The 24,102-nt window shown below is 38.8% G+C and carries 20 protein-coding genes; 12 read left to right on the forward strand and 8 right to left on the reverse strand.

Features of this window, described 5'->3' with window-relative positions:
- Positions 1–34: 34 nt before the first annotated feature.
- From recG to dapF, 6 genes are all read right to left on the reverse strand, one after another.
- Positions 35–2,128 (reverse strand): ATP-dependent DNA helicase RecG, encoded by a 2,094-nt coding sequence (recG, locus tag CHB66_RS08545; protein ID WP_089239970.1) that lies wholly within the window; start codon positions 2,126–2,128, stop codon positions 35–37.
- Between the two features lie 136 nt (positions 2,129–2,264).
- Entirely contained in the window at positions 2,265–3,041 is a 777-nt protein-coding gene (locus tag CHB66_RS08550) for a S1/P1 nuclease (RefSeq protein ID WP_089239972.1), read from the reverse strand.
- A gap of 127 nt (positions 3,042–3,168) precedes the next feature.
- Positions 3,169–4,356, reverse strand: a complete 1,188-nt coding sequence (locus tag CHB66_RS08555; protein ID WP_089239974.1) for a M20 metallopeptidase family protein — start codon at positions 4,354–4,356, stop codon at positions 3,169–3,171.
- The gene (locus CHB66_RS08560) at positions 4,337–4,885 is read right to left on the reverse strand and encodes a hypothetical protein (protein WP_089239976.1); all 549 of its coding nucleotides are present in this window, start codon (positions 4,883–4,885) and stop codon (positions 4,337–4,339) included. Before CHB66_RS08560 ends, CHB66_RS08555 begins: the two co-directional genes overlap by 20 nt.
- Positions 4,886–4,895: 10 nt before the next feature.
- Entirely contained in the window at positions 4,896–8,273 is a 3,378-nt protein-coding gene (gene secA / locus CHB66_RS08565; protein WP_089239978.1) for a preprotein translocase subunit SecA, read from the reverse strand.
- A gap of 121 nt (positions 8,274–8,394) precedes the next feature.
- Complete coding sequence (gene dapF, locus CHB66_RS08570) at positions 8,395–9,171, reverse strand: diaminopimelate epimerase (RefSeq protein WP_089239980.1); 777 nt, start codon at positions 9,169–9,171, stop codon at positions 8,395–8,397.
- A 306-nt stretch (positions 9,172–9,477) separates the two neighbouring features.
- On the opposite strand from dapF, the gene CHB66_RS08575 reads away from it, so the two are divergent.
- From CHB66_RS08575 to CHB66_RS08590, 4 genes are all read left to right on the forward strand, one after another.
- Positions 9,478–10,245 (forward strand): superoxide dismutase, encoded by a 768-nt coding sequence (locus CHB66_RS08575; RefSeq protein ID WP_089239982.1) that lies wholly within the window; start codon positions 9,478–9,480, stop codon positions 10,243–10,245.
- A gap of 434 nt (positions 10,246–10,679) precedes the next feature.
- Positions 10,680–11,453: a hypothetical protein gene (locus tag CHB66_RS08580; RefSeq protein ID WP_089239984.1), complete on the forward strand. Its 774-nt coding sequence runs from the start codon at positions 10,680–10,682 to the stop codon at positions 11,451–11,453.
- 173 nt (positions 11,454–11,626) lie between these two features.
- The gene (locus CHB66_RS08585; RefSeq protein WP_089239986.1) at positions 11,627–12,091 is read left to right on the forward strand and encodes a pyrophosphohydrolase domain-containing protein; all 465 of its coding nucleotides are present in this window, start codon (positions 11,627–11,629) and stop codon (positions 12,089–12,091) included.
- Positions 12,092–12,242: 151 nt separating this feature from the next.
- The gene (locus CHB66_RS08590) at positions 12,243–13,316 is read left to right on the forward strand and encodes a fatty acid desaturase family protein (RefSeq protein ID WP_089239988.1); all 1,074 of its coding nucleotides are present in this window, start codon (positions 12,243–12,245) and stop codon (positions 13,314–13,316) included.
- 19 nt (positions 13,317–13,335) lie between these two features.
- Here CHB66_RS08590 and alr read toward each other — a convergent pair whose 3' ends face one another.
- Both alr and CHB66_RS08600 read right to left on the reverse strand, forming a co-directional pair.
- Positions 13,336–14,490: an alanine racemase gene (gene alr, locus CHB66_RS08595; protein WP_089239990.1), complete on the reverse strand. Its 1,155-nt coding sequence runs from the start codon at positions 14,488–14,490 to the stop codon at positions 13,336–13,338.
- Between the two features lie 43 nt (positions 14,491–14,533).
- The gene (locus tag CHB66_RS08600) at positions 14,534–15,667 is read right to left on the reverse strand and encodes an amidohydrolase (RefSeq protein ID WP_089239992.1); all 1,134 of its coding nucleotides are present in this window, start codon (positions 15,665–15,667) and stop codon (positions 14,534–14,536) included.
- 185 nt (positions 15,668–15,852) lie between these two features.
- Here CHB66_RS08600 and CHB66_RS16955 point away from each other — a divergent pair, with 185 nt between their 5' ends.
- The 8 genes from CHB66_RS16955 (at position 15,853) to CHB66_RS08630 (ending at position 24,085) form a co-directional block, all read left to right on the forward strand.
- Positions 15,853–16,029 (forward strand): hypothetical protein, encoded by a 177-nt coding sequence (locus CHB66_RS16955; RefSeq protein ID WP_170932457.1) that lies wholly within the window; start codon positions 15,853–15,855, stop codon positions 16,027–16,029.
- Between the two features lie 373 nt (positions 16,030–16,402).
- Positions 16,403–16,573 (forward strand): hypothetical protein, encoded by a 171-nt coding sequence (locus tag CHB66_RS16960; protein ID WP_170932458.1) that lies wholly within the window; start codon positions 16,403–16,405, stop codon positions 16,571–16,573.
- Positions 16,574–17,017 carry a hypothetical protein gene (locus CHB66_RS08605; protein ID WP_089239994.1) on the forward strand — a complete coding sequence of 148 codons (444 nt, stop codon included), beginning with the start codon at positions 16,574–16,576 and terminating at the stop codon, positions 17,015–17,017.
- A 1-nt stretch (position 17,018) separates the two neighbouring features.
- On the forward strand, positions 17,019–17,267 hold the full coding sequence (locus CHB66_RS08610) for a hypothetical protein (protein WP_089239996.1): 249 nt from the start codon (positions 17,019–17,021) through the stop codon (positions 17,265–17,267).
- A 178-nt stretch (positions 17,268–17,445) separates the two neighbouring features.
- The gene (locus tag CHB66_RS08615) at positions 17,446–18,417 is read left to right on the forward strand and encodes an AAA family ATPase (RefSeq protein WP_089239998.1); all 972 of its coding nucleotides are present in this window, start codon (positions 17,446–17,448) and stop codon (positions 18,415–18,417) included.
- A gap of 189 nt (positions 18,418–18,606) precedes the next feature.
- On the forward strand, positions 18,607–21,429 hold the full coding sequence (locus CHB66_RS08620) for a TonB-dependent receptor (protein ID WP_089240000.1): 2,823 nt from the start codon (positions 18,607–18,609) through the stop codon (positions 21,427–21,429).
- A 24-nt stretch (positions 21,430–21,453) separates the two neighbouring features.
- Entirely contained in the window at positions 21,454–23,448 is a 1,995-nt protein-coding gene (locus CHB66_RS08625) for a hypothetical protein (RefSeq protein WP_089240002.1), read from the forward strand.
- A gap of 70 nt (positions 23,449–23,518) precedes the next feature.
- Entirely contained in the window at positions 23,519–24,085 is a 567-nt protein-coding gene (locus CHB66_RS08630; protein ID WP_089240004.1) for a hypothetical protein, read from the forward strand.
- The last annotated feature ends 17 nt before the right edge of the window (positions 24,086–24,102 follow it).

The raw sequence follows: 24,102 nt of genomic DNA on the forward strand, positions 1-24,102 counted from the left end.
TAGTGTTCACCCGAGTTCATCCGTGGTAAAAAACCTAACTAATCCTACTCCAATTAATCTCATGCTTCTTTTGAGCACGAATTTGTCTTAGAACTAGCGCGTTTTCAGGTTGGGAGAGATCGGGGTCAGATTGTAGGAGCTCTTGGGCCGCATCTCTAGCCAAGGTCAATATTGGTGCATCCTTACTCAAGTCAGCGATCAATAAATCAGCAACACCACTTTGCTGTGTGCCCATCAAATCACCTGGGCCTCGAAGCTTTAAGTCCACATCAGCGATTTCGAAGCCATTGTTTGTTCTAACCATGGTATCTAGACGAACCCGGCTGTCTTTTGAGAGTTCGTATTTACTCATCAGGATACAATAAGACTGATCCGCGCCTCTTCCCACTCTACCTCTCAACTGATGCAGCTGCGAAAGCCCGAATCGTTCCGCATTTTCTACGACCATCACCGAAGCATTGGGCACATTCACACCCACTTCGATCACCGTAGTGGCTACCATGATTTTTGTTTCTCCTTTGACAAAGCGCTGCATTTCGAAGTCTTTGTCAGCGGCTTTCATATTGCCATGCACGATGCTAATCGGATATTCAGGAAATGCCCGACAGATACTTTCATAGCCATCCATCAGATTCTTTAGATCCAGTGTTTCAGATTCCTCAATCAAGGGATAGACGAGGTAAACCTGTCTTCCCAACTCGATTTGCTTTCGCATAAAACCAAAAACCTTCAGCCTGTCTTTGTCATATCTATGCACAGTTTGAATCGGTTTCCTTCCCAAAGGCATTTCATCGATCACTGAGATATCCAAGTCTCCGTATAAGGTCATCGCCAAAGTTCGTGGAATCGGCGTAGCTGTCATCACCAAAACGTGAGGAACAAACCTTTCATTCTTAGCCCAAAGTTTCGCCCGCTGCGCAACTCCAAAGCGATGCTGCTCATCAACTATGGCCAATCCTAGGTTTTTGAATTGGACGATATCTTCTAATAAGGCATGGGTTCCGATGAGGATATGTAGGTCTCCTGAAAGCAACGTTTCGTGGATTACTTTACGGGCAGATTTCTTAACAGATCCCGTCAGCAAGGCAATATTCAAGCCCATCAAATCCGCATATTCTTTCAGCCCTTCATAATGCTGATTGGCCAAAATCTCCGTCGGTGCCATCAAGCAAGCTTGCGCGCCCGAACTGATTGCTATTAATATACAGATAAAAGCCACCATGGTCTTGCCACTTCCTACATCTCCTTGGATAAGTCGGTTCATTTGCTTACCAGACTTCATATCTGCAAAGGATTCCCTCACTACCCGCTTCTGCGCCTCAGTGAGCTCAAAAGGCAGATGCTCTTTATAGAATTTGGTGAGCAACTCCGTTTGATTGAGAACTTGTCCTTGGGATTTTTCTGTTCTGGTAAGCTTAAGCTTAAGTAACCTTAGCTGAACGTAGAAGAATTCCTCAAATTTCAGTCTATACCTAGCTCTTTTGAGAATTTCAGGGTTTTCCGGAAAATGGATTTGCTTAAGCGCTTCCTTTTTGGGAATCAGGTTGAAACGTTGCAAGACATTCTCGGGCATGGTTTCCTGAATCTGTGGATAGGCTGTTGCCACGAGTCCTTCCATAATTCTAGAAATGCCTTTAGAATCAAGAAATCTGGCTCGGAGTTTCTCGGTAGTTGGATACACAGGTTGAAAGAAATTGCGCTCTTCCTGAGCCTTGGTGAGCACATCCATTTCAGGATGAGCAATGCTGAATTTCCGGCCATATTTTGCTGGTTTGCCGAAAAATACAAAAGCAGCTCCCGGCACAAGCTTTTTGACTACCCACTGGATTCCCTTGAACCACGTGAGTTCCATCTCACCTGTCTCATCAAAAATATGGGCTACCAGTCTTTTCCTTCTCCCTTCTCCAATAGTCTCTACGCTTCTGATTCTAGCTATAACTTGAACATGATCTAGGTCTTCATTAAGATCCCGGATTTTAAAAAATTTAGTCCTGTCTTCATAGCGAAATGGATAATGCTGTATGAGTTCACCAAAAGTGAAAATATTCAGTTCTTTATTGAATAAAGCAGCTTTTTGCGGCCCCATTCCTTTTAGAAATTCTATCTTGGTATCAAAGAATCCGGACAATGCTAATCACTTTAGGTTTAAAAAGCACAAATTAAACTATCAGATTCTAAAAAGCTAAATGATATAGTATTTGGAAAAAGAAAATCATGGCTTACATTAACCATGATTCTTTTAATAATACATATAGTTCAGCCAATCATCCATAAATTTCCTCCAGAGCCTGCGCTAACCTGATTCCTGCTGCAATCAAACGCTCCTCTGTATGATGATAGTGCTTGTATATGTATTCATATCCAATTCTTCCGTTTTCTGGGATATCATACATAGCTGGTCTGATGGCTACTGCCTCTTTCAACCAATCAGCGGGATTTGTCTTAGTATATTTGTCAATTAAGCTCGGATTGATTCTTTTTTGAAGTTCAGTAGCAATTTCAGTATAGCTCATGTTTTTGCTAGCGATTAAGTCTGAATCCCATACAGCGTGGATATTGGTTTCTTTATTGAAGAAACTCACTTTCACATCATTGCCTCCTCGATCTCCAGGCTTACCCACATGAAATGGTTGGTGTAAATCTCCTACAATATGAATCAACATACGAAGTTGATCTCTTTCTTCTTCCTGAGTCAATTTTCCACTTTTTAGATTCTCCTTGATTCTTAAAAATGCTTCATATGCATCCCCGGCTTCTTCCTGGATAGATTTATCATATTCTCCATTGACAGTAGTGACCCAGTGCCAAGTATTGGTGTAGTTGTAGTTTTTGTCTGAGCGAATGTTGTCCATCCAAACGCCCACACCAGAGATAGATTCTTTTTGCAAGATTTCTTCGACTTTTTCAACAGTGGAGGACTTCATCTGCCACTCGGCAAGTTTACCGATGACATAATGCCCAATGGCTCCCCAAGCAAAAGTTTGAGTCTGCAATCCCATCACCAAAACAAGGGCTAGAGAAAGTGATTTGATTTGTTTCATATATTTTAATTGAAATATGGTAGATATACAATAGATATAAATTGAATATATCTTTGCCTTAAGCTTGAAATAAATAGAAACGTGAGAAGTTTTGAAGCATTTCGCACAGTTTATTTTAACACCTAAATTATGCCTCCAGCTCCTTTACCGCTAGGTAAGCCATCAATCCAGCTCCTATCTCTAGCGCATCCTCATCAATATCGAAAGTAGGAGTATGTACGCCAGAAGTGATGCCTTTAGCCTCATTTCTGGTTCCTAATCTGTAAAAACAGCCGTCCATTTCTTGTGTATAATAGGAGAAATCCTCAGCAGCCATCCAGATATCCAAGTCTTCGACATTTTCATTACCTAGGTATTCTTTAGCTGCATTTTGAGCACGCTCGGTAAGCTCTTCTGCATTTTTGAGGAATGGATAGCCTTTTCTCACTTCAAAGTCCACCTCTCCTCCCATTCCCTCAGCGATGCCTTTGGCAATGCTTATCATATGTTGATGCGCTTTGGCTCTCCAGGCTTCATTTAGAGTACGGAAAGTACCTTGAATTTTTACTTCATTGGGGATGATATTAGTTGCACCTAAGGCCTCTACTCTTCCGAAAGAAAGTACTGACGGGATTTTTGGGGAAGCATTTCTACTGACCACTTGCTGTAGCGCTACGATCATATGTGCAGCAATAAGAACTGGGTCTACCAAAGTTTCTGGCATGGCACCATGACCACCTTTCCCTTTTACTGTAATATAAAGTTCGTCTGCACTGGCCATATACATGCCTTTACGAAATCCAACTTTTCCCACTGGAATCAAAGGCATGACATGCTGACCGATGATGGCTTGTGGTTTTGGGTTTTCTAGGGCCTTGTCTTTGATCATCAAAGATGCTCCACCTGGGATCAACTCTTCTCCAGGTTGAAAAATCAGTTTAATTGTGCCTTCAAAATCACTTTTGACCTCATTCAGAATTTTGGCAGCACCAAGTAGGGAAGCTGTATGTACATCATGTCCGCAGGCATGCATAACTCCTGGTTTGGTAGATTTGTAAGGAACTTCATTTTGTTCAAAAATCGGTAATGCATCCATGTCACCACGAAGAGCGATGATCTTCTTATCAGGATTTTTTCCTTTGATCAACGCTACTATTCCCGTATTTGCCTTAGTTTCGAACTCAGTGATTCCAATATTTTCGAGTTGATTCAGGACAAATGCTGCCGTCTCATGTTCATGAAAAGAGAGCTCAGGATTGGCGTGAAGGTGTCTCCTGTTGGCTATGATTTCAGGTTTGTACTGGCTTGCTAGGGATTTAATTTTGTCCTTGATCATTGTCTTTGAATTCGTCAGGGTTGACATAACCTTCTCTCTGGAATCTATCTTGAATGATTCTAGCCATCGGGAATGTTTCCTTGAGCTTATGGTAATAGGCTTGTGCCTCTATTCTATTGATAAATTTCCCTACTTTGACAAGGTATCGTGGTTGCTGATATTGCATATCTGCTTTGAAATCGGGAAACTCAGTATATAAGTCGTTTCTAGTTTTGAAGGCTGCCTCTCTATCTACACCACTATATACCAAAACTGTAAACCCTGAGTAATAACGCTCGGACTTATTGCCACTTACAAAGCTTTCCATAGCAAAAGTAAGGTCATTGTCAATGGTCAGATCACCTGCATATTCATTGCTAGTTGCTTTCGGAGCCGCTTGTTCTGCCAAATCAGGGAAAGTTATTCTGGTTAGAGTTAAATCCTCAGTAAAAGAATCATATTTTTCAGCATCTCCGCCTGTTTTTTTGATCAGGTTGCATGAACCCATCAAAAATAAAAGCACGACCCCTGTCAATATTAATCTTCCCATGATATTATTTTTATCCTTCTATGATTACGCATTTGCCTGATGCTACATCCTGCTCTACGCTTTTATATTTAACATCTTTTTTTACTGTTCCATCGGCATATTGCGCCGTCACGCGGTCATTTCTGCCATAGACCTTATCGGTCTTTCTTGGAGCTACTACTTGAGTTTCTGCTGATCGATTGGCCGTCGCTGCAGCAGCTTGTCTCGCAGCACCAGGGTTGAGGCTGCTACCAACTTCTGCTTTTGACGCTTGTATATTTTCTTGGTGACGTGGAGCTTGAGCAGCTTTCACCTGACTTGGATCCTGAGTAGGAAGCTCAGCTTTAGCTAGGAAAGAGATCACATCTTCATTCAACTTGCCCACAAATCTCTTGAACATCTCAAAAGCCTCAAACTTGTAAATCAATAATGGATCTTTTTGTTCATAAACAGCATTCTGTACAGACTGCTTCAAGTCATCCATATCTCTCAAGTGCTCTTTCCAGTTTTGATCGATGATGGCTAGTGTTACGTTCTTTTCAATTGCCCTAATCAGGTCTCTACCTTTATTATTGACAGTAGACTCCAGATTGACTACTACACCTATTTGCTTCAAGCTATCGGTGATTGGTACCATGATTTCTTTTACTGTAGCACCTCTTTGTGCATAGACATCGCTGAGAATAGGCAGAGCTCGTTCCAGAATTCTATTGTTCTTACTTACATAGCTTTGATATGCAGCGTCAAAAAGCTCTTGAGTCAGAACTGCGGTGTCTTTGGATTGAACCTCTTCTAGTGTGAACGGATGATCAACACCCAAGGAGCTGTAGATATTCAATCTCATATTTTCTACATCTTCCGTAGACTTAGCCATCTGAATGATGTCAAAACAAACATCATACATGATATTCAAGATGTCTAACTCAAGACGCTCTCCCATCAATGCATTTCTTCTTCTCTTGTAGACAACCTCTCTCTGAGAATTCATCACATCATCATATTCCAAGAGACGCTTACGAGTTCCAAAGTTGTTCTCTTCAACTTTGCGTTGTGCTCGCTCTATGGATTTGGAAATCATAGAATGCTGAATCACCTCTCCCTCTTCCAGACCCATTCTATCCATGAGCTTTGCGATTCGCTCTGAGCCAAATAGACGCATTAGGTTATCTTCCAAAGAGACAAAAAACTGAGAAGAACCCACATCTCCTTGACGTCCAGATCTACCCCTCAGCTGACGGTCAACTCTCCTAGATTCATGTCGCTCTGTACCTATGATGGCCAAACCACCCGCAGCCCTTGATTCGGGAGTCAATTTGATATCTGTACCCCTACCTGCCATGTTGGTGGCAATGGTCACTGTACCTGGCTTTCCCGCTTCAGCGACTACATCTGCTTCTTTGGCGTGTTGCTTGGCATTCAATACTTGGTGGTTGATCTTTCTGATGGTCAACATTCTGCTGAGCAATTCAGAAATCTCTACAGAAGTGGTACCTACAAGAACAGGACGTCCTTCTTTTGTCAACTCTACTATTTCTTCCGCTACTGCATTGAATTTCTCTCTTACAGTCTTATAGACTTTATCGTCTCTATCCTGTCTTACAATAAGCTTGTTGGTAGGGATTACCACCACGTCTAATTTGTAGATTTCCCAGAATTCGCCAGCCTCTGTCTCGGCAGTACCAGTCATGCCCGAAAGCTTGTGGTACATTCTGAAGTAATTCTGCAAAGTGATGGTCGCATAGGTCTGCGTCGCATCCTCTACTTTTACATTTTCTTTGGCTTCAATCGCTTGGTGTAGACCATCAGAATATCGCCTGCCTTCCATCACACGACCAGTTTGTTCGTCGACGATTTTCACCTTACCATCAACGAGGATATATTCTGTATCTTTTTCAAACATACAGTAAGCTTTCAAAAGCTGGTTGACTGTATGAATCCTTTGTGCCTTTACACCGTAATCTTTGATGATCTCTTCCTTGCGAATAAGTTTTTCTTTATCATCTAGATCAGGATTTTTTTCCATCTCGGCGATTTCTACACCGATATCTGGAAGGATAAAAAAGTTAGGATTTTCATTCTTTTTGGTGATTACCTCTATTCCATTGTCTGTCAACTCCACAGAATTTGTTTTTTCGTCTATGGTGAACAATAAAGGCTCGTCTGCCTCAGGCATGTTTCTTTTGTTGTCCTGCAGATAGTAGTTTTCTGTTTTCTGCAGAATCACTCTGATACCCGGTTCAGAGAGGTATTTGATCAAAGGCTTGTATTTTGGCATTCCTCGGAATGCTCTAAAAAGAGCAAGACCTCCATCTTTTTCATTTTTCTCAGCGATCAATTTTTTAGCATCTCCAAGATAACCTTGGATCAACTTTCGCTGCTCTTCTACCAAAGTAGAAACCCTTGGCTTCATCTCCATGAATTCGTGCTGATCGCCTCTTGGTACAGGTCCAGAAATGATCAAAGGTGTTCTAGCATCATCAATCAAGACAGAATCAACCTCATCAATCATAGCAAAATGATGCTTGCCTTGAACCAAATCTCCAGCATCACGGGCCATGTTGTCTCTCAAATAATCGAAACCAAATTCATTATTTGTACCATAGACGATATCTGACTGGTAGGCTTTCTTTCTTCCTTCTGAGTTGGGCTGATATTTATCTATACAATCTACCGTCAATCCATGGAACTCAAAAAGTGGAGCATTCCATTCAGAATCCCTTTTGGCCAAATAATCATTGACAGTTACTAAATGCACGCCTCTGCCGGCTAAGGCATTCAGGTAGGCAGGCAAAGTTGAAACCAGTGTTTTTCCTTCACCTGTGGCCATTTCGGCAATTTTCCCCTTGTGAAGGACCATGCCACCGATGAGCTGAACATCATAGTGAACCATATCCCAAACGACTTCCGTTCCAGCGGCCATCCATTTGTTGTGCCAGATGGCTTCATCTCCAGTGATCTCCACATTAGATTTCTTTGCAGCCAATTCTTTATCGTATGCATTAGCTTTGACCTTCAAGCTTCCGACTTCTTTGAATCTTCTAGCGGTTTCTTTGACCACAGCAAATGCTAACGGCATCACTTTTTCCAACACTACCTCCAAGGCTTCATCTCTTTCCTTCTCAGTTTTGTCTATTTCATTGTAAAGCGCATCCTTTTCGTGAACCTTTTCTGGCGCTAGTGCTTCTATCTGGGCTCTGAAGTCCGCGATTTTATCATCAAATGATTTCAAATCAGCATTGATGATACCTTTGATTTCAATTGTTTTGGCTCTTAGCTCTTCGTCACTAAGACCTTGAAGCTTGGTATATTCTTGATTGATTAAGCCGACCTTTGGAGTCAATTCTTTTATATCTCTATCTGACTTCGTTCCAAAAACTTTTGCCAGTCCTTTGGCTATAATTTCTAACATATTCGATTTCTATAATTGGGCTATAAAATTACTTCGTTTTTATTACAATAGGAAATTAGTACTGCATTGATCAAGGATTCATTTGTCTTATTAGATTGTGTATATCACTCTAATATTTAAGTTAGTTGGATTTCCACTTTCCTTGAAAGACTTGCTGGGCTGGACCTGTCAAAGTAATATTTTGAAAACTACCATCAGTAGCCGCCGTGAATTTGACGACTAGATTACCACCTAGAGTTTTGATTTTTACTTCGTTGAGTTCATTTTGGTATCCATAGACCAAGGCACATGCCGTCACACCCGTACCACAAGAGAGTGTTTCATCCTCAACACCTCTTTCATAAGTACGCACGTGAATTTCATTTTCACTGATCGGCGTGACAAAATTCACATTGGTTCCCTTGGGTTGATAGGCATCACCGTAGCGTATCGATTTTCCTATTTCTACAACAGGATAAGTGGTCACGTTGTCAACAAACCTCACATGATGTGGGGAACCTGTATTCACAAAAAAGTCCTGTCCTGCATTCGATAGACTATTTACATGGCTCATCCCAAGGCTTATTAATTCTCCCATTACTTTGGCAGTATGGGGACCGTCAATGGCCATAAAGCTAGCCTTGTCTGAAATGATTCCCAAAAACTTAGAGAAGGCAACTGCACAACGGGCTCCATTGCCGCACATGCTTTGAGAACCATCAGCATTGAAATAAATCATTTCGAAATCATATCCTTCTTTATTTCTGATCAAAATCAATCCATCTGCTCCGATTCCAAACTTTCGGTCGCAAAGATTTTGTACAAGCTGAAGGTCTTGCTCGGGAAAATTTTTTGTCCTGTCATCAATCATGATGAAGTCATTGCCCGTGCCTTGATATTTGTAAAAAGAAAATTCCATTTGTAAGGTACCTGTTTCAAGAAAACATTATTTCAAAAACCAAACCATTGATTTGTGGTTTTGCAAACATAAACATCTTGTCATAAAATCAGACTTATTGTCCGATTTATGGTTTTATTATCGCCCTGAAATCTTTAACTTAGGCAATTAGATGCGACGATGTTCTTTAGATTTTATTCAAATTAGTATGATTAATTGACTTCAAATAAGTTTTAAAGTCTATGGGTACTGGTACGAGGTAAAAGGAAGAAACGAAGCTGTCGCAAAATTTTGAACAAAAAAACCAAAGGATAAAACCCTATAAAAATGAAAAACTCAAATTTTAAAGTTTCTAGGAGATACTTTATTTCAAGAACTTCAAAGGCGACACTGGCCCTTGGGATAGGTTCATCTTTGATAGGCTCTGCTTTCTTGGCGGCTTGTGGTGAAGAATCTACAGAGGAAGGCGAAGTGATCTTGCGTACCGGATTTGAACAGACTCCATTACCTTACGATTATACTGCACTTGAGCCACATATTGACGCCATGACCATGGAGATTCATTATACCAAGCATGCAGCAGCTTACGCAAAAAATCTAGGAGAAGCAGCTGCGGAAGAGGGTGTAGATGTGAGTGCTCCATTAGAGGAGGTAATGATGAACATTTCTAAGTATTCTACTAAAATGAGGAATAATGGAGGAGGTCATTACAACCACGAGTTATTCTGGAAGACAATGTCTCCAACTGGAGGTGGTGAACCTACAGGAGATCTTGCAGATGCTATCAATGCATCCTTTGGAAGTTTTGCAGATTTCGCTTCAGAATTTGAAAATGCAGGTAAAACTCGATTTGGTTCGGGCTGGGCATGGTTGGTCATAGATGCAAATAAAAAACTAGCGGTAGGCTCAACACCCAATCAAGATAATCCATTGATGGATGTGTCAGATTTCCAAGGCATTCCTTTGATGGGGATAGATGTATGGGAGCACGCGTACTATTTGAAGTATACCAGTGATCGAGCAGGTTACATAGGCAACTGGTGGAATTTGGTCAATTGGGACGCCGTAGCAGAGCGCTACGATGCTTTGAAATAAATATAGTTTTAATAATCATTTATATAAACGCAAAGTAAGTCAGATTTACTTTGCGTTTTTTCTTTCCTAACCAATATATTCTTTGAATAATGAACATATTTTATTTATTGAGGTTTTTGATTTTTTTGTGCAGTGGATTGTAAGAAAGTATTCACTTGACAGTGGTATACTTGACCAATTACGCATCTAGTATCAAATAGTGTATTAGCATCATTGCAGATAATCATATTAGGTTTTCTAAATATAAATGAAATGTTTTATTTGATAAATGAACAGTGTATTATTGAAACTAAACAACATTCTCAATTAAAATCCAATTTTAGGTTTTATAGACCTTAAATTGTTTCAGATTCAAATATTCTGTCATTTTTTACTCGACTCGTTGGCACAGGCATTGCGTATATGCTATTCAATAAACCAACTATTTTATGACAATGAAAAATTCAATCAAACACTTTCAAAAATTAGCTTTCGTATTGGCGTTTGGATTCTTGGCACTCTCTTGTTCCAAGGATGATGATTCCAATTTAGACGAACCTCAAAGTAATGTTGCCCTAAGTGCTACTGCTGAAAGTAGTTCCCCAGATGCAAGAATGAATGAACGGGTCATTGTAAACGGTTTTGCAGCTAGTCAATTTGCTGTGGGTACAAAGGATGTGGAAATGCGTTATGCTGCTAAAGCAGATCTTTTGGCTGGGATTAGTATTGGTAATATTACCCTTAGAACTAATCTGAATACTGCTTTCCATAATGAAGCTTCCAAGTCAAGAAATGTTATCTTGATCAATGACGGTAATGTAAGGGTCTCGGCAATTGCTGAAGGTAGAAGTCCACAAGGGAATTATACTGAAGTCAACTTCAGGTTGTTCAAAAAGACTGAAGGAAGTGCCAATGATCCAATGTATGATAAATCACTATGGATGGCTGGAGAGATTGATGGGAAAGTCACTACTATTTGGCTGACTGCTGAAAAGATGATCAAAGCAAGGTCTGAGAATGCCGCAGGTGTAGAGGTAGATGGAGATACTGAGATGGTTTTAGCTTTTGATATGGATAAGCTATTTGCAGGTGTAGATTTTAATACGGCTATAGACGCCAATGGCGATGGTAGAATCGATATTGGGCCTAATAGCGCTGACGGAAATGCAGCAATCCTTACTAGAATTGAAAGTAATTTAGAGTCGGCTGTCGTGCTTAAGAAGAAATAATTATTTTCTCACCGATTTTTTAATGAGAAATATGATCCCCCTTGGTTTTTTGCCTTGGGGGATTTTTCTTGTTGTTTTGAATATTTCATTTTCTGATTTGCGTAAAGTTTTGTTTCTTTATTCAGTGGATATTTAAATCATAAATAAATCAAATTTTAAATAGAGCCTAACCTATGCAAGACCCCAAATCACTTACTTCAGTAGCTGCTTTTCACAAAACATTCAAACACCCGATTCTATCTAAGCCACAGATTCCCGATACTAAAAGATGTGAGCTTAGGGTGTCATTAATAGCTGAGGAGCTCAAGGAATTGGAAGAGGCAATTGCAGATCAGAATATTGTGGAGATTGCTGATGCGCTCTGTGATATACAGTATGTTCTTTCGGGTGCAATATTGGAGTTCGGACTTGCAGACAAGTTTAAGGACCTTTTTGAGGAAGTACAACGCTCCAACATGAGTAAGGTATGTAAAGATTTAACAGAAGCAGAGGCTACCGTATCTCATTATCAAAATCTAGGAGTAGACTGTTTTTATGAGAAGGAAGGTGATATGTACTTAGTCTATCGTAAAGGTGACCGGAAGACGCTTAAATCTATCAACTATTCTCCAGCAGATTTAAAAAGCATTCTGAAGTAAAGTCAGATTATTTATTAAAACTAAATTTATAAAAAATTTCTTTTTTGGCATTAAATCCGAATAATGAACTAAAATCGTTAATGATTCCTTATAAAGATACACGCTGATCAAAATTACCCAAATAAAAGTTCAGATTACCCCCAAAAATTACATGAATCAATCCTTAAAGTTTATAGACACACAAAAATCAGCGTTTTATCCAACAGTAAGAGCTAGAGTTGAAGAATACTTCCAAAACAATCAGATCTCCAAAACGGCGAATAGCGCGATGGTCTTTAAGACAATTTTCTATGTAACGCTTTTTGTCTGTTTTTACCTTTTGATTTTACTTGAAGTTTTCCCGCTATGGGGAAGTTTGTTTTTAGCAATCGGACTAGGGGCAACTATGTCCTTTATTGGTTTCAATATCTGTCATGATGCTTTACACGGGTCTTATTCCAACAAGAAGTGGATTAATGCTTCGCTCGGTTATATTTTCAACTTTATTGGAGCCAATGTCTATATATGGAAAATCACTCATAACAAAGTCCATCATACTTATACCAATATCATGGGGCATGATGGAGATTTGGATGTTGCCCCAGGATTGATCAGAATCTCAAAAGATGAAAAGAAGAAATTCATCCACCGATATCAGCATATCTATGCGTTCTTTCTTTACGCGCTTGCTTCTATTTCTTGGTTCTTTAGAAAAGATTATGTGAAGTTCTTTCAGGAAAAAATTGGTAGTCACACCAATGACCATCCAAAGCGAGAATATTTCAACCTTTTCTTTTACAAACTTCTTTACTACGGTATGTATATTATCCTCCCTTTGATAGTTATGGATATTACTTGGTGGCAGTTTTTGATAGGCTATTTAGCAATGAACTTTACCATGGGCTTGGTATTGGGTTTAGTTTTCCAACTCGCTCATTTGGTGGAAGAAACGACTATTCCTCATCCTAAAGAATCTGAAAATATTGAAGAATCTTGGGCTGAGCATCAGATGAGAACTACCTCTAACTTTGCCAGAAAAAGTAAATTGGCGGCGTTTCTCTGTGGAGGGCTAAACTTCCAGGTAGAGCATCATCTTTTTCCAAAAATTTGCCATATACATTATCCAGCCATGTCTGAAATAGTCAAGACCACTGCATTGGAACACGGCCTTCCTTATCATGAGCATGAGACTTTGTCTATGGCCTTGCATTCACATTACAAATTCTTAAAAAGAGCTGCCCAATAAGCAGCTCTTTCATCTTTACTTACTTGACAATTTTTCTTGGAATATCCATGGGTAGTCTGGTGAGTAATTCATAATTCACTTGCTGGGTAGACTCACCGAAGGAGGCAACTGTGATTTCGTTTTTCTTTTGCTTACCGATCAAGACTACTTCATCTCCTTTTTTGACACCCTTCAGGTCTGTGATGTCTACGGCTATACTATTCATGGTGACAGTGCCAACAACAGAGACGATTTTCCCTGCGATCAGCACCTTACCTTGGTTGCTCAGCAACCGGCTATAGCCGTGGGAATAGCCAATAGGAACCAGAGCAATGGTCATATCTCTTGGTGCCATGTAGCTAGAGCCATAGCCTATAAAATCTCCCATCTTGACTTTTTTCAAACTCATGATGCTACTTTTCCAAGAAATCAATCTTTTTAGTGGGTTTTTGTTGTTTTCGGGGAGACTTTTGAATTTGTACATGTATGTTTCCATTGTTGGCCAAAAGCCATAAGAGGCAATGCCAATCCTGACCATATCCATGATTGTTTCTGGATAGCTAAAGGTCGCTGCAGAGCATGCAGTATGGTACCTATCGAATGACACACCCTTCTCAGTAAACCAGTCCTTGAATTGATGGTATATTTTGATTTGTTCCCTTACGCGGACATAGTTGCTTACACTCTCAGCTCCAGCAAAATGTGTACAAAGCCCACAGCATGAAAGGAGTGTTTGATTTTCCTTAAGAAAGAGCATCAATTTCTCTCGTTCTGCCCATTCGAAACCTGTCCTGTGAAAACCTGTCTCTACTTCAATATGAACTTTAGCCTTGATTCCTAATCGCTTTGCGACTGCGACAGCATGCTCCAACCGATCAAATTCAAACACAAAAAAGCTGATTCCTTTTTGAATGATTTCTTCCAGATCTTCATTGGCAAGCATACCCATGATCATAATTTCAGATTTTTTTTTGCTGCTTCGAAAAACCCTGATCGCTTCATCTGCGGAAAAGGTACTAAAGTGTCTGATCCCAACTTCTTCAGCTATGGGAGTGATGTTTTCAATACCATGTCCATAGGCATTCCCTTTGACTACAGCCGAAATGACAGTGTCAGCGCCCACTTCTTTTCGAATAAATTGGATATTTTTTTTATAAGCAGATTTGCAAATTTCTATGTAAGAGGTGTGGTTCATGTAATCTTGGTATGCGGTAGGGAAGGATTAAATTGAAAGTTCTTTAATTGTGGATTTGATTTATGATTTCTCTAAACATGCTCACACCAGATGGAATAATTTCATCAGGGAAGTCATAGTTGTTTTCATGTAATTGCGGTTGATTTCTGCCTGATCCCAATCCAAAAAGTAATGTTTTGGTATGAGAAGAAAATAACCCAAAATCCTCAGACCATCTGAAAGGAAGTCGAATGTGTTTTGTTCTAAGTTTAAGTTTTTTGGCGGCCTCATTACCATATTCCCAAGCATCGGGGTCGTTGTGAGTGGCGGCAAATTCCTCAGTAAACTCAAAACTTATTTCTAAGTCATATTCCTCAGCAATTTGGACACATAGCTTTTTTGCATAAGTAACCAAAAGGTCTCTGGTTTCATTTTCAAAAGCCCTCAGAGTTGCCATAATCGTAGCTTCCCCAGGGGTGGTACCAAAGGCTATTTCACCTAGTTTGGCGTAAATGACAGTAACTAAGGTGAATCTTTTCATGGCATCTGGTAGCCTTTCCAAGGCTACGATGATTTTGGACATGGCTATGGCAGGGCTATTTCCAGCCTCTGGATGTGCAGAATGTGCATTTCTGCCTTTGAGCCGAAGGATCATCCCTGTTGAGGCTGCGGCAAATGCATTTTTTTTGATGATGATTTGATGCTTGTCGTATCCAGGTAAATTATGCAATGCAAAAGCATAGTCAGGAGTAATTTGTTTGAATTTGGGATCATTTACAATTGCAGCGGCTCCTTCACCAGTTTCTTCAGCAGGTTGGAAAAGCAAGATGACACGACCCTTTTGAGGTCTCTGCTGATCTAATGATAGACCCAAGCCTGAAATAATCGCCATATGCCCATCATGTCCACAGAGATGAGCTTTGCCTAATAGAGTTGATTTGTGATTGATGTCATTTCTTTCTACAATCGGTAATGCGTCCAATTCGCATCGATATAATGAAGTCGGACCCTTTTCTTTACCTTCGTATACAAATGCCAAACCTTGTCCTCCGAGGTTTTTGATGACTTGATCAGGTTGTAATTGCTCAAAGAATTCTAAAATTCGCTTTGCGGTTTCCTTTTCTTCACCTGATACTTCAGGGTATTGGTGGAGTGTTTGACGGAGATTTTTGAGTTTGATGAAGGTTTTTTGATCCATGAGAAAATAACTGGTGTTAAAAATCAAAATTGTAGAATACCTATTAGTTGACAAAAATTATGCGGGGATTGTTCCAGCATGTTGAAATGAATTGGGTTTTTTTATAATTCTGAATGTCAAGAAGCTGAAAATTTTAGAGAACTTTTTTATATTGGAAGGTGCTTACCACTTAAACCAAATAAATCATGACTACAGAACAGCAAACTTCATTGGAGAAGAGAATCGAAGAATTGAAAGGATCTTTGACTGGGGACATGTTTCAGGATATGGAAACCCGCGATCAGATTCATAATTTAGAAATGCAACTTAAGGGTGTCAAGCCCATGGATAGCCATATTGACTGTATTGGCTGCGGGAGTTAATATTTCAAAGACAAAAATATTTTAACTTTCAAACCTCCAAGATCAAATTCTTGGAGGTTTTTTTGCCCCTTATTTTAATTGACAATTTCTGTAATGACCTATCAATCGCTGAGACGTTTCAATATTTACAATATCTAAGCGATTTGGGTTTTAGTGACTCATGCCTTTTATTAAGGAGGTGTTTTCGAGTAGTTTTCTTCAACCACTTCTACTCTCGTCAGCGAGCATTGCACCTTTGTTTCCCTTTGCGAGAGCCCTTAGCCAAATTGCGGATTTTGTCAAATAACCTACGGATTTTAACTAAAACCCTACGGATTTGAATTGAAAGAAAATCTTAAATAGATCAAGGTTACTTTTAAGAAACATTTTAATTATGAATCAAACTTTACAACAAGAAGAAAATATCCAAAGCTCAGAGAATCACATTTCTGGAGAGGATAAGCCACAGCCTTATTTCAGTTTTGTGAATACGATAGCTGATAAGGCGATTGCGCTGACGGAAGCCATTTTTTTCAGCAAACTCAATCAAAATAGAGAAGCTTAATTGAGTAATAGCCAATCCCATATTGCCATTTGCAAAGAAGTGACTAAGCATTTTTCCTTGGTCAAATCGAAGATGCTTTCTCAAGCCATCAATCAAGGCAAAGGAAGAGCGATCTATCAAGATGCTTTTACAGGCAAACTCCTTTGGGCGGATGATTCATTTGAGTTTGGGTACATCTACAGTCCTAAAATCATTTATGAAACTTACCAAGCCATGCTCAATGAGGGCCAAATGGCACAAGTGATCAATTGCCCCTCTAATGTCATCGTGACACAAACAGCAGTGCTAGTGTCACTTCGAGACCAAGACCCTGATACTTGGGTGAAGAATCTAGCCCTAGAAAATACACTTAATATAGATCTGGCTCTAGCGGCTAGACAAATCAATAAAGCTAAAATGGCGATAGCCAATGCTGCTAATCAATACCTTAAAGATAGGCCCTAGTATGTATTCTTTAGAGCATAATCCACCAAAGAAACAATTGATCAATCAAAAGCCAAGTCCTGATGAGTACCGTTCAGTAGCGCTTTTTGATTTGGAGTTTCAGCTCCGATTTGATTCTGTGAAAATCCTATTTCCAAAGCTTAACGAAGACGAGGTGGAAGATTTGGTTACCAAGATGATGCGCTTGGAAGGCTGGGATTATGATTCAGATAATGATCTTTATTTTCGCATTCAGCGCTTATCAGAGTGATCTTGCTCCACTTATCACTTACATTTTTGCAGAAAGCTGAATTTGTTCTAATTTAGCCAACACTTTTCCCAAAAAGCATAAATTAACACTTTCTGTCCTTCTATAGACAAGATCAATGGGGACTTTTCGTTGCTTTAGGGAGTTAATTGATAGGAAAGAATTTAAACAAACATATTCCATGCATCAGGAAAAAATCAAGCAGGTCATAGATGAAGTCAAAAAGATAGTCGTTGGTCAGGATAGAATGGTCAACAGACTTTTGATCGGCTTATTTACCAATGGTCATATTTTATTGGAAGGTGTGCCGGGTTTGGCGAAAACCTTGACGGTAAACACGCTCGCAAAAGTTTTGCACTTGGATTTCAAAAGAATTCAGTTTACGCCTGATTTGTTACCATCAGATTTGATTGGTACGATGATTTACAACCAGCAAGAATCAAACTTTGAAGTAAAGAAAGGACCGATTTTTTCAAATATCATTTTAGCGGATGAAGTGAACCGTTCCCCTGCCAAGGTTCAGTCAGCACTATTAGAAGCCATGCAGGAAAAGCAAGTTACCATAGGTGAGACCACTTACCAATTGGACAGACCTTTTTTGGTGCTAGCTACACAAAACCCAGTGGATCAAGAAGGGACTTACCCGCTTCCAGAAGCACAGGTGGATAGGTTTATGATGAAGGTGCATATAGACTATCCATCCAAGTCTGATGAACTTGAAGTAATGCGCCGTATGGCCAATATGTCTTTTGCATCAGAAGTAAATGCGATTCTTTCCAAGGAAGATATTTTTGCAATTCGTGCCAAAATCAATGAAGTGCAAATTGCAGAACCTTTGGAAAACTATATTATAGAATTGGTATTTGCGACTAGGTTCCCAGAGAAATATGGGTTGAAGGAAGAAGCGAAATACATTCAGTTTGGTGTATCACCTAGGGCGAGTATCAATCTCAACCTTGCTGCCAGAGCCGCAGCTTTTATGGATGGTAGAGATTATGTGCTTCCAGAGGATATCAAAGAAGTCGCTGAAGATGTATTGAATCACAGGATTATTTTGAATTATGAGGCAGAAGCAGATAATATCAACACTCGTGATCTGATCCGCATCATTTTGGATAAAATCCCGATTAACAAAAGCGTAACATTCAAATAGCTGAAGTTGTATTAATTTACAATTATAAACAGTTGATCAATGCTAAGCCGATATTGCAATATGAAAAAATTGTGATGTCGGCTATTCTTTTTTATGTATGAAATTCACTAATTGATAATTTTCTCTACTCTATCAATTCATATTGGATAGTGACATTTGTGGCGTTCGTTTACAAGTGTTTTCTATCGTATGAAAAAGTACACATTTACATTACTTATCACACTGATCACAATTGGGTATGCTGTCGCTCAATCTGGATCTATCAGAGGTGTGGTCAAAGACTCCAAGACTGGAGAGACTATTATTGGGGCCAATGTTCGGCTCGAAAATACAGGTTATGGGGTAGCTACAGGCTTAGATGGGGATTTTGAGATCTCTAGAGTTGAGCCGGGGAATTATACGGTTATCGTATCTTTTATCACCTATGCTTCTCAAAGAATCAACGTAGATATTATTGCAAGCAAGCAAACTTTTTTAACCGTAGAAATGGAAGAAGATATTTCTGAATTATCAACGGTGACAGTAACAGCCGTAAGAGAGACATCATCTGATATTTCTCTATTGAGAAATATTAGAGAGAGTGTTCAAGTAGTCAGTGGACTTTCAGCAGAATCGATTAGTAGAACACTTGATAGTGATGTTTCACAAGTTGTAAAAAGAATTCCTGGTGTTACAGTTATTCAAGATAGATTTATAGTTGTCAGAGGCTTGAACGAGAGATATAATACTACTCAATTACATAATATCAATACGCCTAGTATGGAGCCTGACGTAAGGTCATTTTCTTTAGATGTAGTTCCTAGTAATATTATTGATCAAATTTTGATTTACAAAAGCCCTTCACCTGAGCTTCCGGGTGATTTTTCTGGGGGAATGGTAAAGATCTTTACTAAAAGTATTCCTGATGAAACTAGCACTACCCTAGATATTTCAACTGGTTTCAGACAAGGGACTTCTTTGAGAGACTTCAGAGCTGAAGAAAGAAGAAATAGTCATTGGACTGGGTGGAATGATGGAGCTAATGATTTGCCTATGGGATTTCCTGATCGTCTAACAGGGCTCCCAAACGCTGAGATTGAACAAGCAGGTAGATCTTTACCTAATAACTGGAAAGAACAAAATTATAATTCTGGTTTAGATTATAAACTTGGCTTTACATACAACTTCAGAAAGGATATTGGGAAAAAAGGTATGCAAATTGGAAATACCACTAGTATTCAGTATTCAAACACCAAGACAATATTTAATGTTGAAAATAATGCTTTTGAAGCTTTTGATTTTCAAACTAATCAACCAAAACTAAGGTACTCGTTTCAAGATATTGAATATGGCCAAGAAATCACTAATGGTCTAGTATTTAATTGGGCTTGGAAAATCAATGATAACAATGTAATCGAACTTAAAAACCTGTATCAAAGATTAACAACCCACGATTTTATTGATAGGTTTGGAGATCAAATTGCCCAAGGTTTCAAGCAAAATAATTTCGCGTTTTTTAATGAATACAGAGGCATCTATTCGGGACAATTGATAGGTAGTCATAAGTTATTCAAAGAAGCTGCAAAACTTGAATGGATTGGAGGTTTTGGGAATACATTTAATCAGCTTCCAGATTACAAGAGGTATAGGAAAAATGTAGTTGATGAGGAATCTGGAGAATCTGTGTTGTTTATTCCTCGCGGACAAACGCCTGACTTTTTAGGTAGGTTTTATTCGGATATGAACGAGGACATCTACACAGCAGCAATCAATTATGAGCACAAGTTCAATTTAGAGTCGAAAACTTCATTTAAACCAATCCTGAAACTAGGAGCATACTTTGAAGATAGAACAAGGGAGTTTTCTGCTCGAAATTTAGGATTTAGTAGATCGCCAAATTTTAATGAAGGATTAATTCAATCAGATATAGATGTTTTATTTCAGCCTGAGAATATTAATAGTACCACTGGAATTAGATTAGGAGAAAATTTTTCAACAAGTAACTTTTTTATTGCTACTAATGAGCTTAGAGCATATTATATATCCTTGAATTTACCTCTTAATAAATTTAATTTGTCTGGAGGGTTAAGGATAGAGGACAATATTCAAATTTTAAGAAGTCCTTCAAGGTTTCAAGAGGGTACCTCAACCCCTCCAATAGAGCCAGTTATTATTGATCAAATCGATTTCTTACCATCGGTTACACTTTCATATAATATCAATGATAAAATGGTAGTTAAAAGTGTCTATGGAAAGACTTTGAATAGACCGGAGTTTAGAGAAATCGCGCCATTTGGATTCTATGACTTTATTTTTGATGCTACAGTTACAGGCTTTTCGTTCCTTCAAAATGCATCAATCAATAACTACGACCTTAGATGGGAATGGTACCCAAGTTTGACTGAAACTGTTTCATTTGCTTTGTTTTACAAGGATTTCAGAAATCCGATCGAATCCTTGTATGGTAACTTTGGAAGCGAGCAATCAACCTTCCTATTTAGAAATACTGAAAGAGCTTTTGCTAGAGGGATTGAAATCGATATTAGGAAGTCGTTAGCAAATATTTTTAGATCCAGATTCATGAATAGGTTGAGTGTACTTGGAAATTTTTCTGTCATAGACAGTGAAGTGACTTTGGGTGAAGACCTAGCTGATCTATTAAGGGCCACCAATAGACCCCTACAAGGACAGTCTAATTTCATTGTCAACACAGGCTTGTTCTATGACGACGAGACAAAAGGAGTGCAAGTAAACGTCAATTACAACGTCATTGGAAAGCGAATCTTATTGGTTGGAGCTGGTGCAATTCCAGATACATATGAAATGCCAAGAAATGTGTTAGATATTTCTGTAAGAAAGGCTCTTTCAGAAAAACTCGCTATGAAATTTGGTGTAAAGGATATTTTTAATCAAGAATTTCTTTTGCTCCAAGATGGTAATGAGGATGGTGTTTTTAGCAGAACGCAAGATCAAGTTTTCAGAAGATTTAAACCAGGAACCCAATATTCATTAGGTCTGACATATACATTTTAAACACTAAACTTTATTAAATTAAAAATGAAAAATCCAGTTAATTTCTTCGGCAGAAGAAGTCAAAATTCAATCTTAGGTATGTTTATGATGGCATTCCTAATTACATCTTCCCTTGTGATGGTATCATGTGGCGAAGATGAACAGCCAATAGGTGCAGTTCCTTCAGTTAGTTCTGATCCAAATTCATTAAGTGGAATTCAAGGTGCTGAGGTTTCTGCATTGATTAGCGTAAGTGCACCTGAAGGTATAAAGTCTTTAAGGATTTTAAAAAATGGAGCTCCTGATAGCAATTTCCCAGATGTAGCCTTGTCTGGTACATCAGGTTCTTACGAGTTTAAATACACAATCGAGAACTCCTTTAATCCAGGTCAAACGGTAAACTTCACATTTGTGGCAGTAGATATGCTTGATAGAGCGACTACTTCAGCCCCATTGGCAATTCTTGTAACCGAGACTCCTCCTAAGCCTAGAGTACAAGTTGGAGGCACTGCTCTATTGCCCGGTTATGATGAGCACATAAAGGGTGTAGCCGTTACTGGTATTGAAGGCACATATCTTGAAGATCGCAATATTACTTTAACATCCGATAAGGATTATTATCTAATTGGTTTTGTGAGAGTTGGTCCAATCCCAGCGGCTGGACAAACACCTCAGAATGACGATGGTCGCACTGAGGGTGTTCTTACTATAGAACCAGGTACTGTAGTTTTTGGTGACCAAAATACTAAGGGTACTTTGGTTGTTCAAAGAGGGGGAAAAATTATAGCTGAAGGTACAAGAGAAGAACCAATTGTTTTCACTTCAATTAAGGCCCCAGGAGAACGTACTCCAGGTGATTGGGGTGGCGTTGTCATCGCCGGTAGAGCTAGGAATAATGAAGGTTCTGACGTACAACTTGAAGGTGGCTATGCTGCATGGCATGGAGGTACTGATGACAATGATAACAGTGGAATACTTAAGTATGTAAGAATAGAGTGGGCAGGTATTCCTATCAATCCAAACGAAGAGGTGAATACGCTAACATTAGGAAGTGTAGGAAGAGGAACTGTAATTGAATATGTACAAGCTTCATGGGGTCTTGATGATCAGTTCGAATGGTTCGGCGGGTCAGTAGATGGAAGATATTTGATCGCTTACAGAGGATTGGATGATGATTTTGATGTTGATTTAGGACATAGTGGAAACATTCAGTTTGCAATTGGTATTAGAGATGCCAAGGATGCTGATCAGTCTGGTTCAAACGGGTTCGAAGTTGACAATAATGGAAGTGGGGAATTGAGAGAACCATTTACATCCTCAGTATTCTCGAATATTACTATAATTGGGCCAAAAAAAATAAGGGAAACTTCTATCTCTGCTGAGTTCCAACATGGAGCACAATTAAGAAGAAGTAGCAAATTGAAAATTTATAATTCCATCATTACTGGATACCCAATGGGGATATTTATTGACGGAAATAGCACAGTTCAGTTTGCTCAAAACAATGAATTACAGTTGAGAAATATAATATTGGCAGGTGTAAGGAATTGGGGTGGAAATGGATTTGGTAAAGCTTTTGATCCAAATAGAAGTTACAATCATCAAGGTGCGCTCAATTCAGCATCATATCCAGATCTAACAGCTTCAAGTTTGCCATTTACAGATGCTAATGGTGTTGCTAGAGGCAATCACCCAGGTTCCGAACCAAGAGGTCATTCAATCAGATGGAATGTAGAATCTTTTGATGCATTGGCTTGGTTCAACACAGCTGCTTTTGGGAATAAATTTTTTGGAGCATGGGATGAAATAGGCATAAGCCCATCTGTATTTGATTTAGGTGTTCCGACATTTACTGTACAAGCTGAAAGCCCTGTTGCTACTGGCGCAAAGTGGGATAATGTACCTTTTGTTCAATCAAGTACAAAGAGCGAATGGTTTGGTCAATTTGAGCAAGTTCCTCACGTTGGTGCTTTTGGTACTTCTGGTGACTGGACTCAAGGTTGGGCTAACTTTAATAGAAATACAGTTTATAGAGATTAACCTATTAATACTTTAGACTATGGCCAAGTCAGTAATTCTGACTTGGCTTTTTCAATAAAATATATTACCCATGAAGAGCTGTTTTATAATATTATTTCTTGTTTGTTCTATTTCGTTTGTCAGCTGTAGTGATAGAAGCAATGATAAATACCAAATATCAAATTACTACAGTAAAAGTGATCAAGATACCTTACTTACGAATATTGTTACTTACATCTATAAAGTTCCTAGGGGTGTAGATCCAAAAAGAAAATTTGAATTGGAGTTTAGAAAACTTTATGTTGGTCAGATTAAGAACTTTGAGTTTTTGAATTATTTCATTGATGAAGATAGTACTCATTATTTTCAACTCATCAGACCAGCAAGAAATGAAAAAGGTTATAAAAGAGGAGTTCTGGGAAAATTTAAGCTTTCTGACAATTTTCAACTTTTAGACTTTGAAGAAATATCCAATACTCCTATGCTACCTGAGGAGGAAATTAGAGAAAAAGGTAAGTTCCTCTGGCAAGACCTAATGTACTATAAAAATTTAGATCGCTATTTTTTAAATAAAGAATTTATTGAATTTCCTGATGAAAGAGCAAGATATGATAAGACAAAAAATGAATGGACTTATGATAAGTTAAATTTTAAATAGAAATATTTTAAATACTC

Source organism: Belliella buryatensis (genome assembly GCF_900188245.1).
In the GTDB taxonomy this organism is placed as follows: Bacteria; Bacteroidota; Bacteroidia; order Cytophagales; family Cyclobacteriaceae; genus Belliella; species Belliella buryatensis.

What these genes read in the sequence shown, in the direction of transcription:
- CHB66_RS08550 (WP_089239972.1), bottom strand. Translation starts at nt 3,041, where the DNA reads ATGAAACAAATCAAATCACTTTCTCTAGCCCTTGTTTTGGTGATGGGA.
- CHB66_RS08555 (WP_089239974.1), bottom strand. Translation starts at nt 4,356, where the DNA reads ATGATCAAGGACAAAATTAAATCCCTAGCAAGCCAGTACAAACCTGAA.
- CHB66_RS08560 (WP_089239976.1), bottom strand. Translation starts at nt 4,885, where the DNA reads ATGGGAAGATTAATATTGACAGGGGTCGTGCTTTTATTTTTGATGGGT.
- secA (WP_089239978.1), bottom strand. Translation starts at nt 8,273, where the DNA reads ATGTTAGAAATTATAGCCAAAGGACTGGCAAAAGTTTTTGGAACGAAG.
- dapF (WP_089239980.1), bottom strand. Translation starts at nt 9,171, where the DNA reads ATGGAATTTTCTTTTTACAAATATCAAGGCACGGGCAATGACTTCATC.
- CHB66_RS08575 (WP_089239982.1), top strand. Translation starts at nt 9,478, where the DNA reads ATGAAAAACTCAAATTTTAAAGTTTCTAGGAGATACTTTATTTCAAGA.
- CHB66_RS08580 (WP_089239984.1), top strand. Translation starts at nt 10,680, where the DNA reads ATGAAAAATTCAATCAAACACTTTCAAAAATTAGCTTTCGTATTGGCG.
- CHB66_RS08585 (WP_089239986.1), top strand. Translation starts at nt 11,627, where the DNA reads ATGCAAGACCCCAAATCACTTACTTCAGTAGCTGCTTTTCACAAAACA.
- CHB66_RS08590 (WP_089239988.1), top strand. Translation starts at nt 12,243, where the DNA reads ATGAATCAATCCTTAAAGTTTATAGACACACAAAAATCAGCGTTTTAT.
- alr (WP_089239990.1), bottom strand. Translation starts at nt 14,490, where the DNA reads ATGAACCACACCTCTTACATAGAAATTTGCAAATCTGCTTATAAAAAA.
- CHB66_RS08600 (WP_089239992.1), bottom strand. Translation starts at nt 15,667, where the DNA reads ATGGATCAAAAAACCTTCATCAAACTCAAAAATCTCCGTCAAACACTC.
- CHB66_RS16955 (WP_170932457.1), top strand. Translation starts at nt 15,853, where the DNA reads ATGACTACAGAACAGCAAACTTCATTGGAGAAGAGAATCGAAGAATTG.
- CHB66_RS16960 (WP_170932458.1), top strand. Translation starts at nt 16,403, where the DNA reads ATGAATCAAACTTTACAACAAGAAGAAAATATCCAAAGCTCAGAGAAT.
- CHB66_RS08610 (WP_089239996.1), top strand. Translation starts at nt 17,019, where the DNA reads ATGTATTCTTTAGAGCATAATCCACCAAAGAAACAATTGATCAATCAA.
- CHB66_RS08615 (WP_089239998.1), top strand. Translation starts at nt 17,446, where the DNA reads ATGCATCAGGAAAAAATCAAGCAGGTCATAGATGAAGTCAAAAAGATA.
- CHB66_RS08620 (WP_089240000.1), top strand. Translation starts at nt 18,607, where the DNA reads ATGAAAAAGTACACATTTACATTACTTATCACACTGATCACAATTGGG.
- CHB66_RS08625 (WP_089240002.1), top strand. Translation starts at nt 21,454, where the DNA reads ATGAAAAATCCAGTTAATTTCTTCGGCAGAAGAAGTCAAAATTCAATC.
- CHB66_RS08630 (WP_089240004.1), top strand. Translation starts at nt 23,519, where the DNA reads ATGAAGAGCTGTTTTATAATATTATTTCTTGTTTGTTCTATTTCGTTT.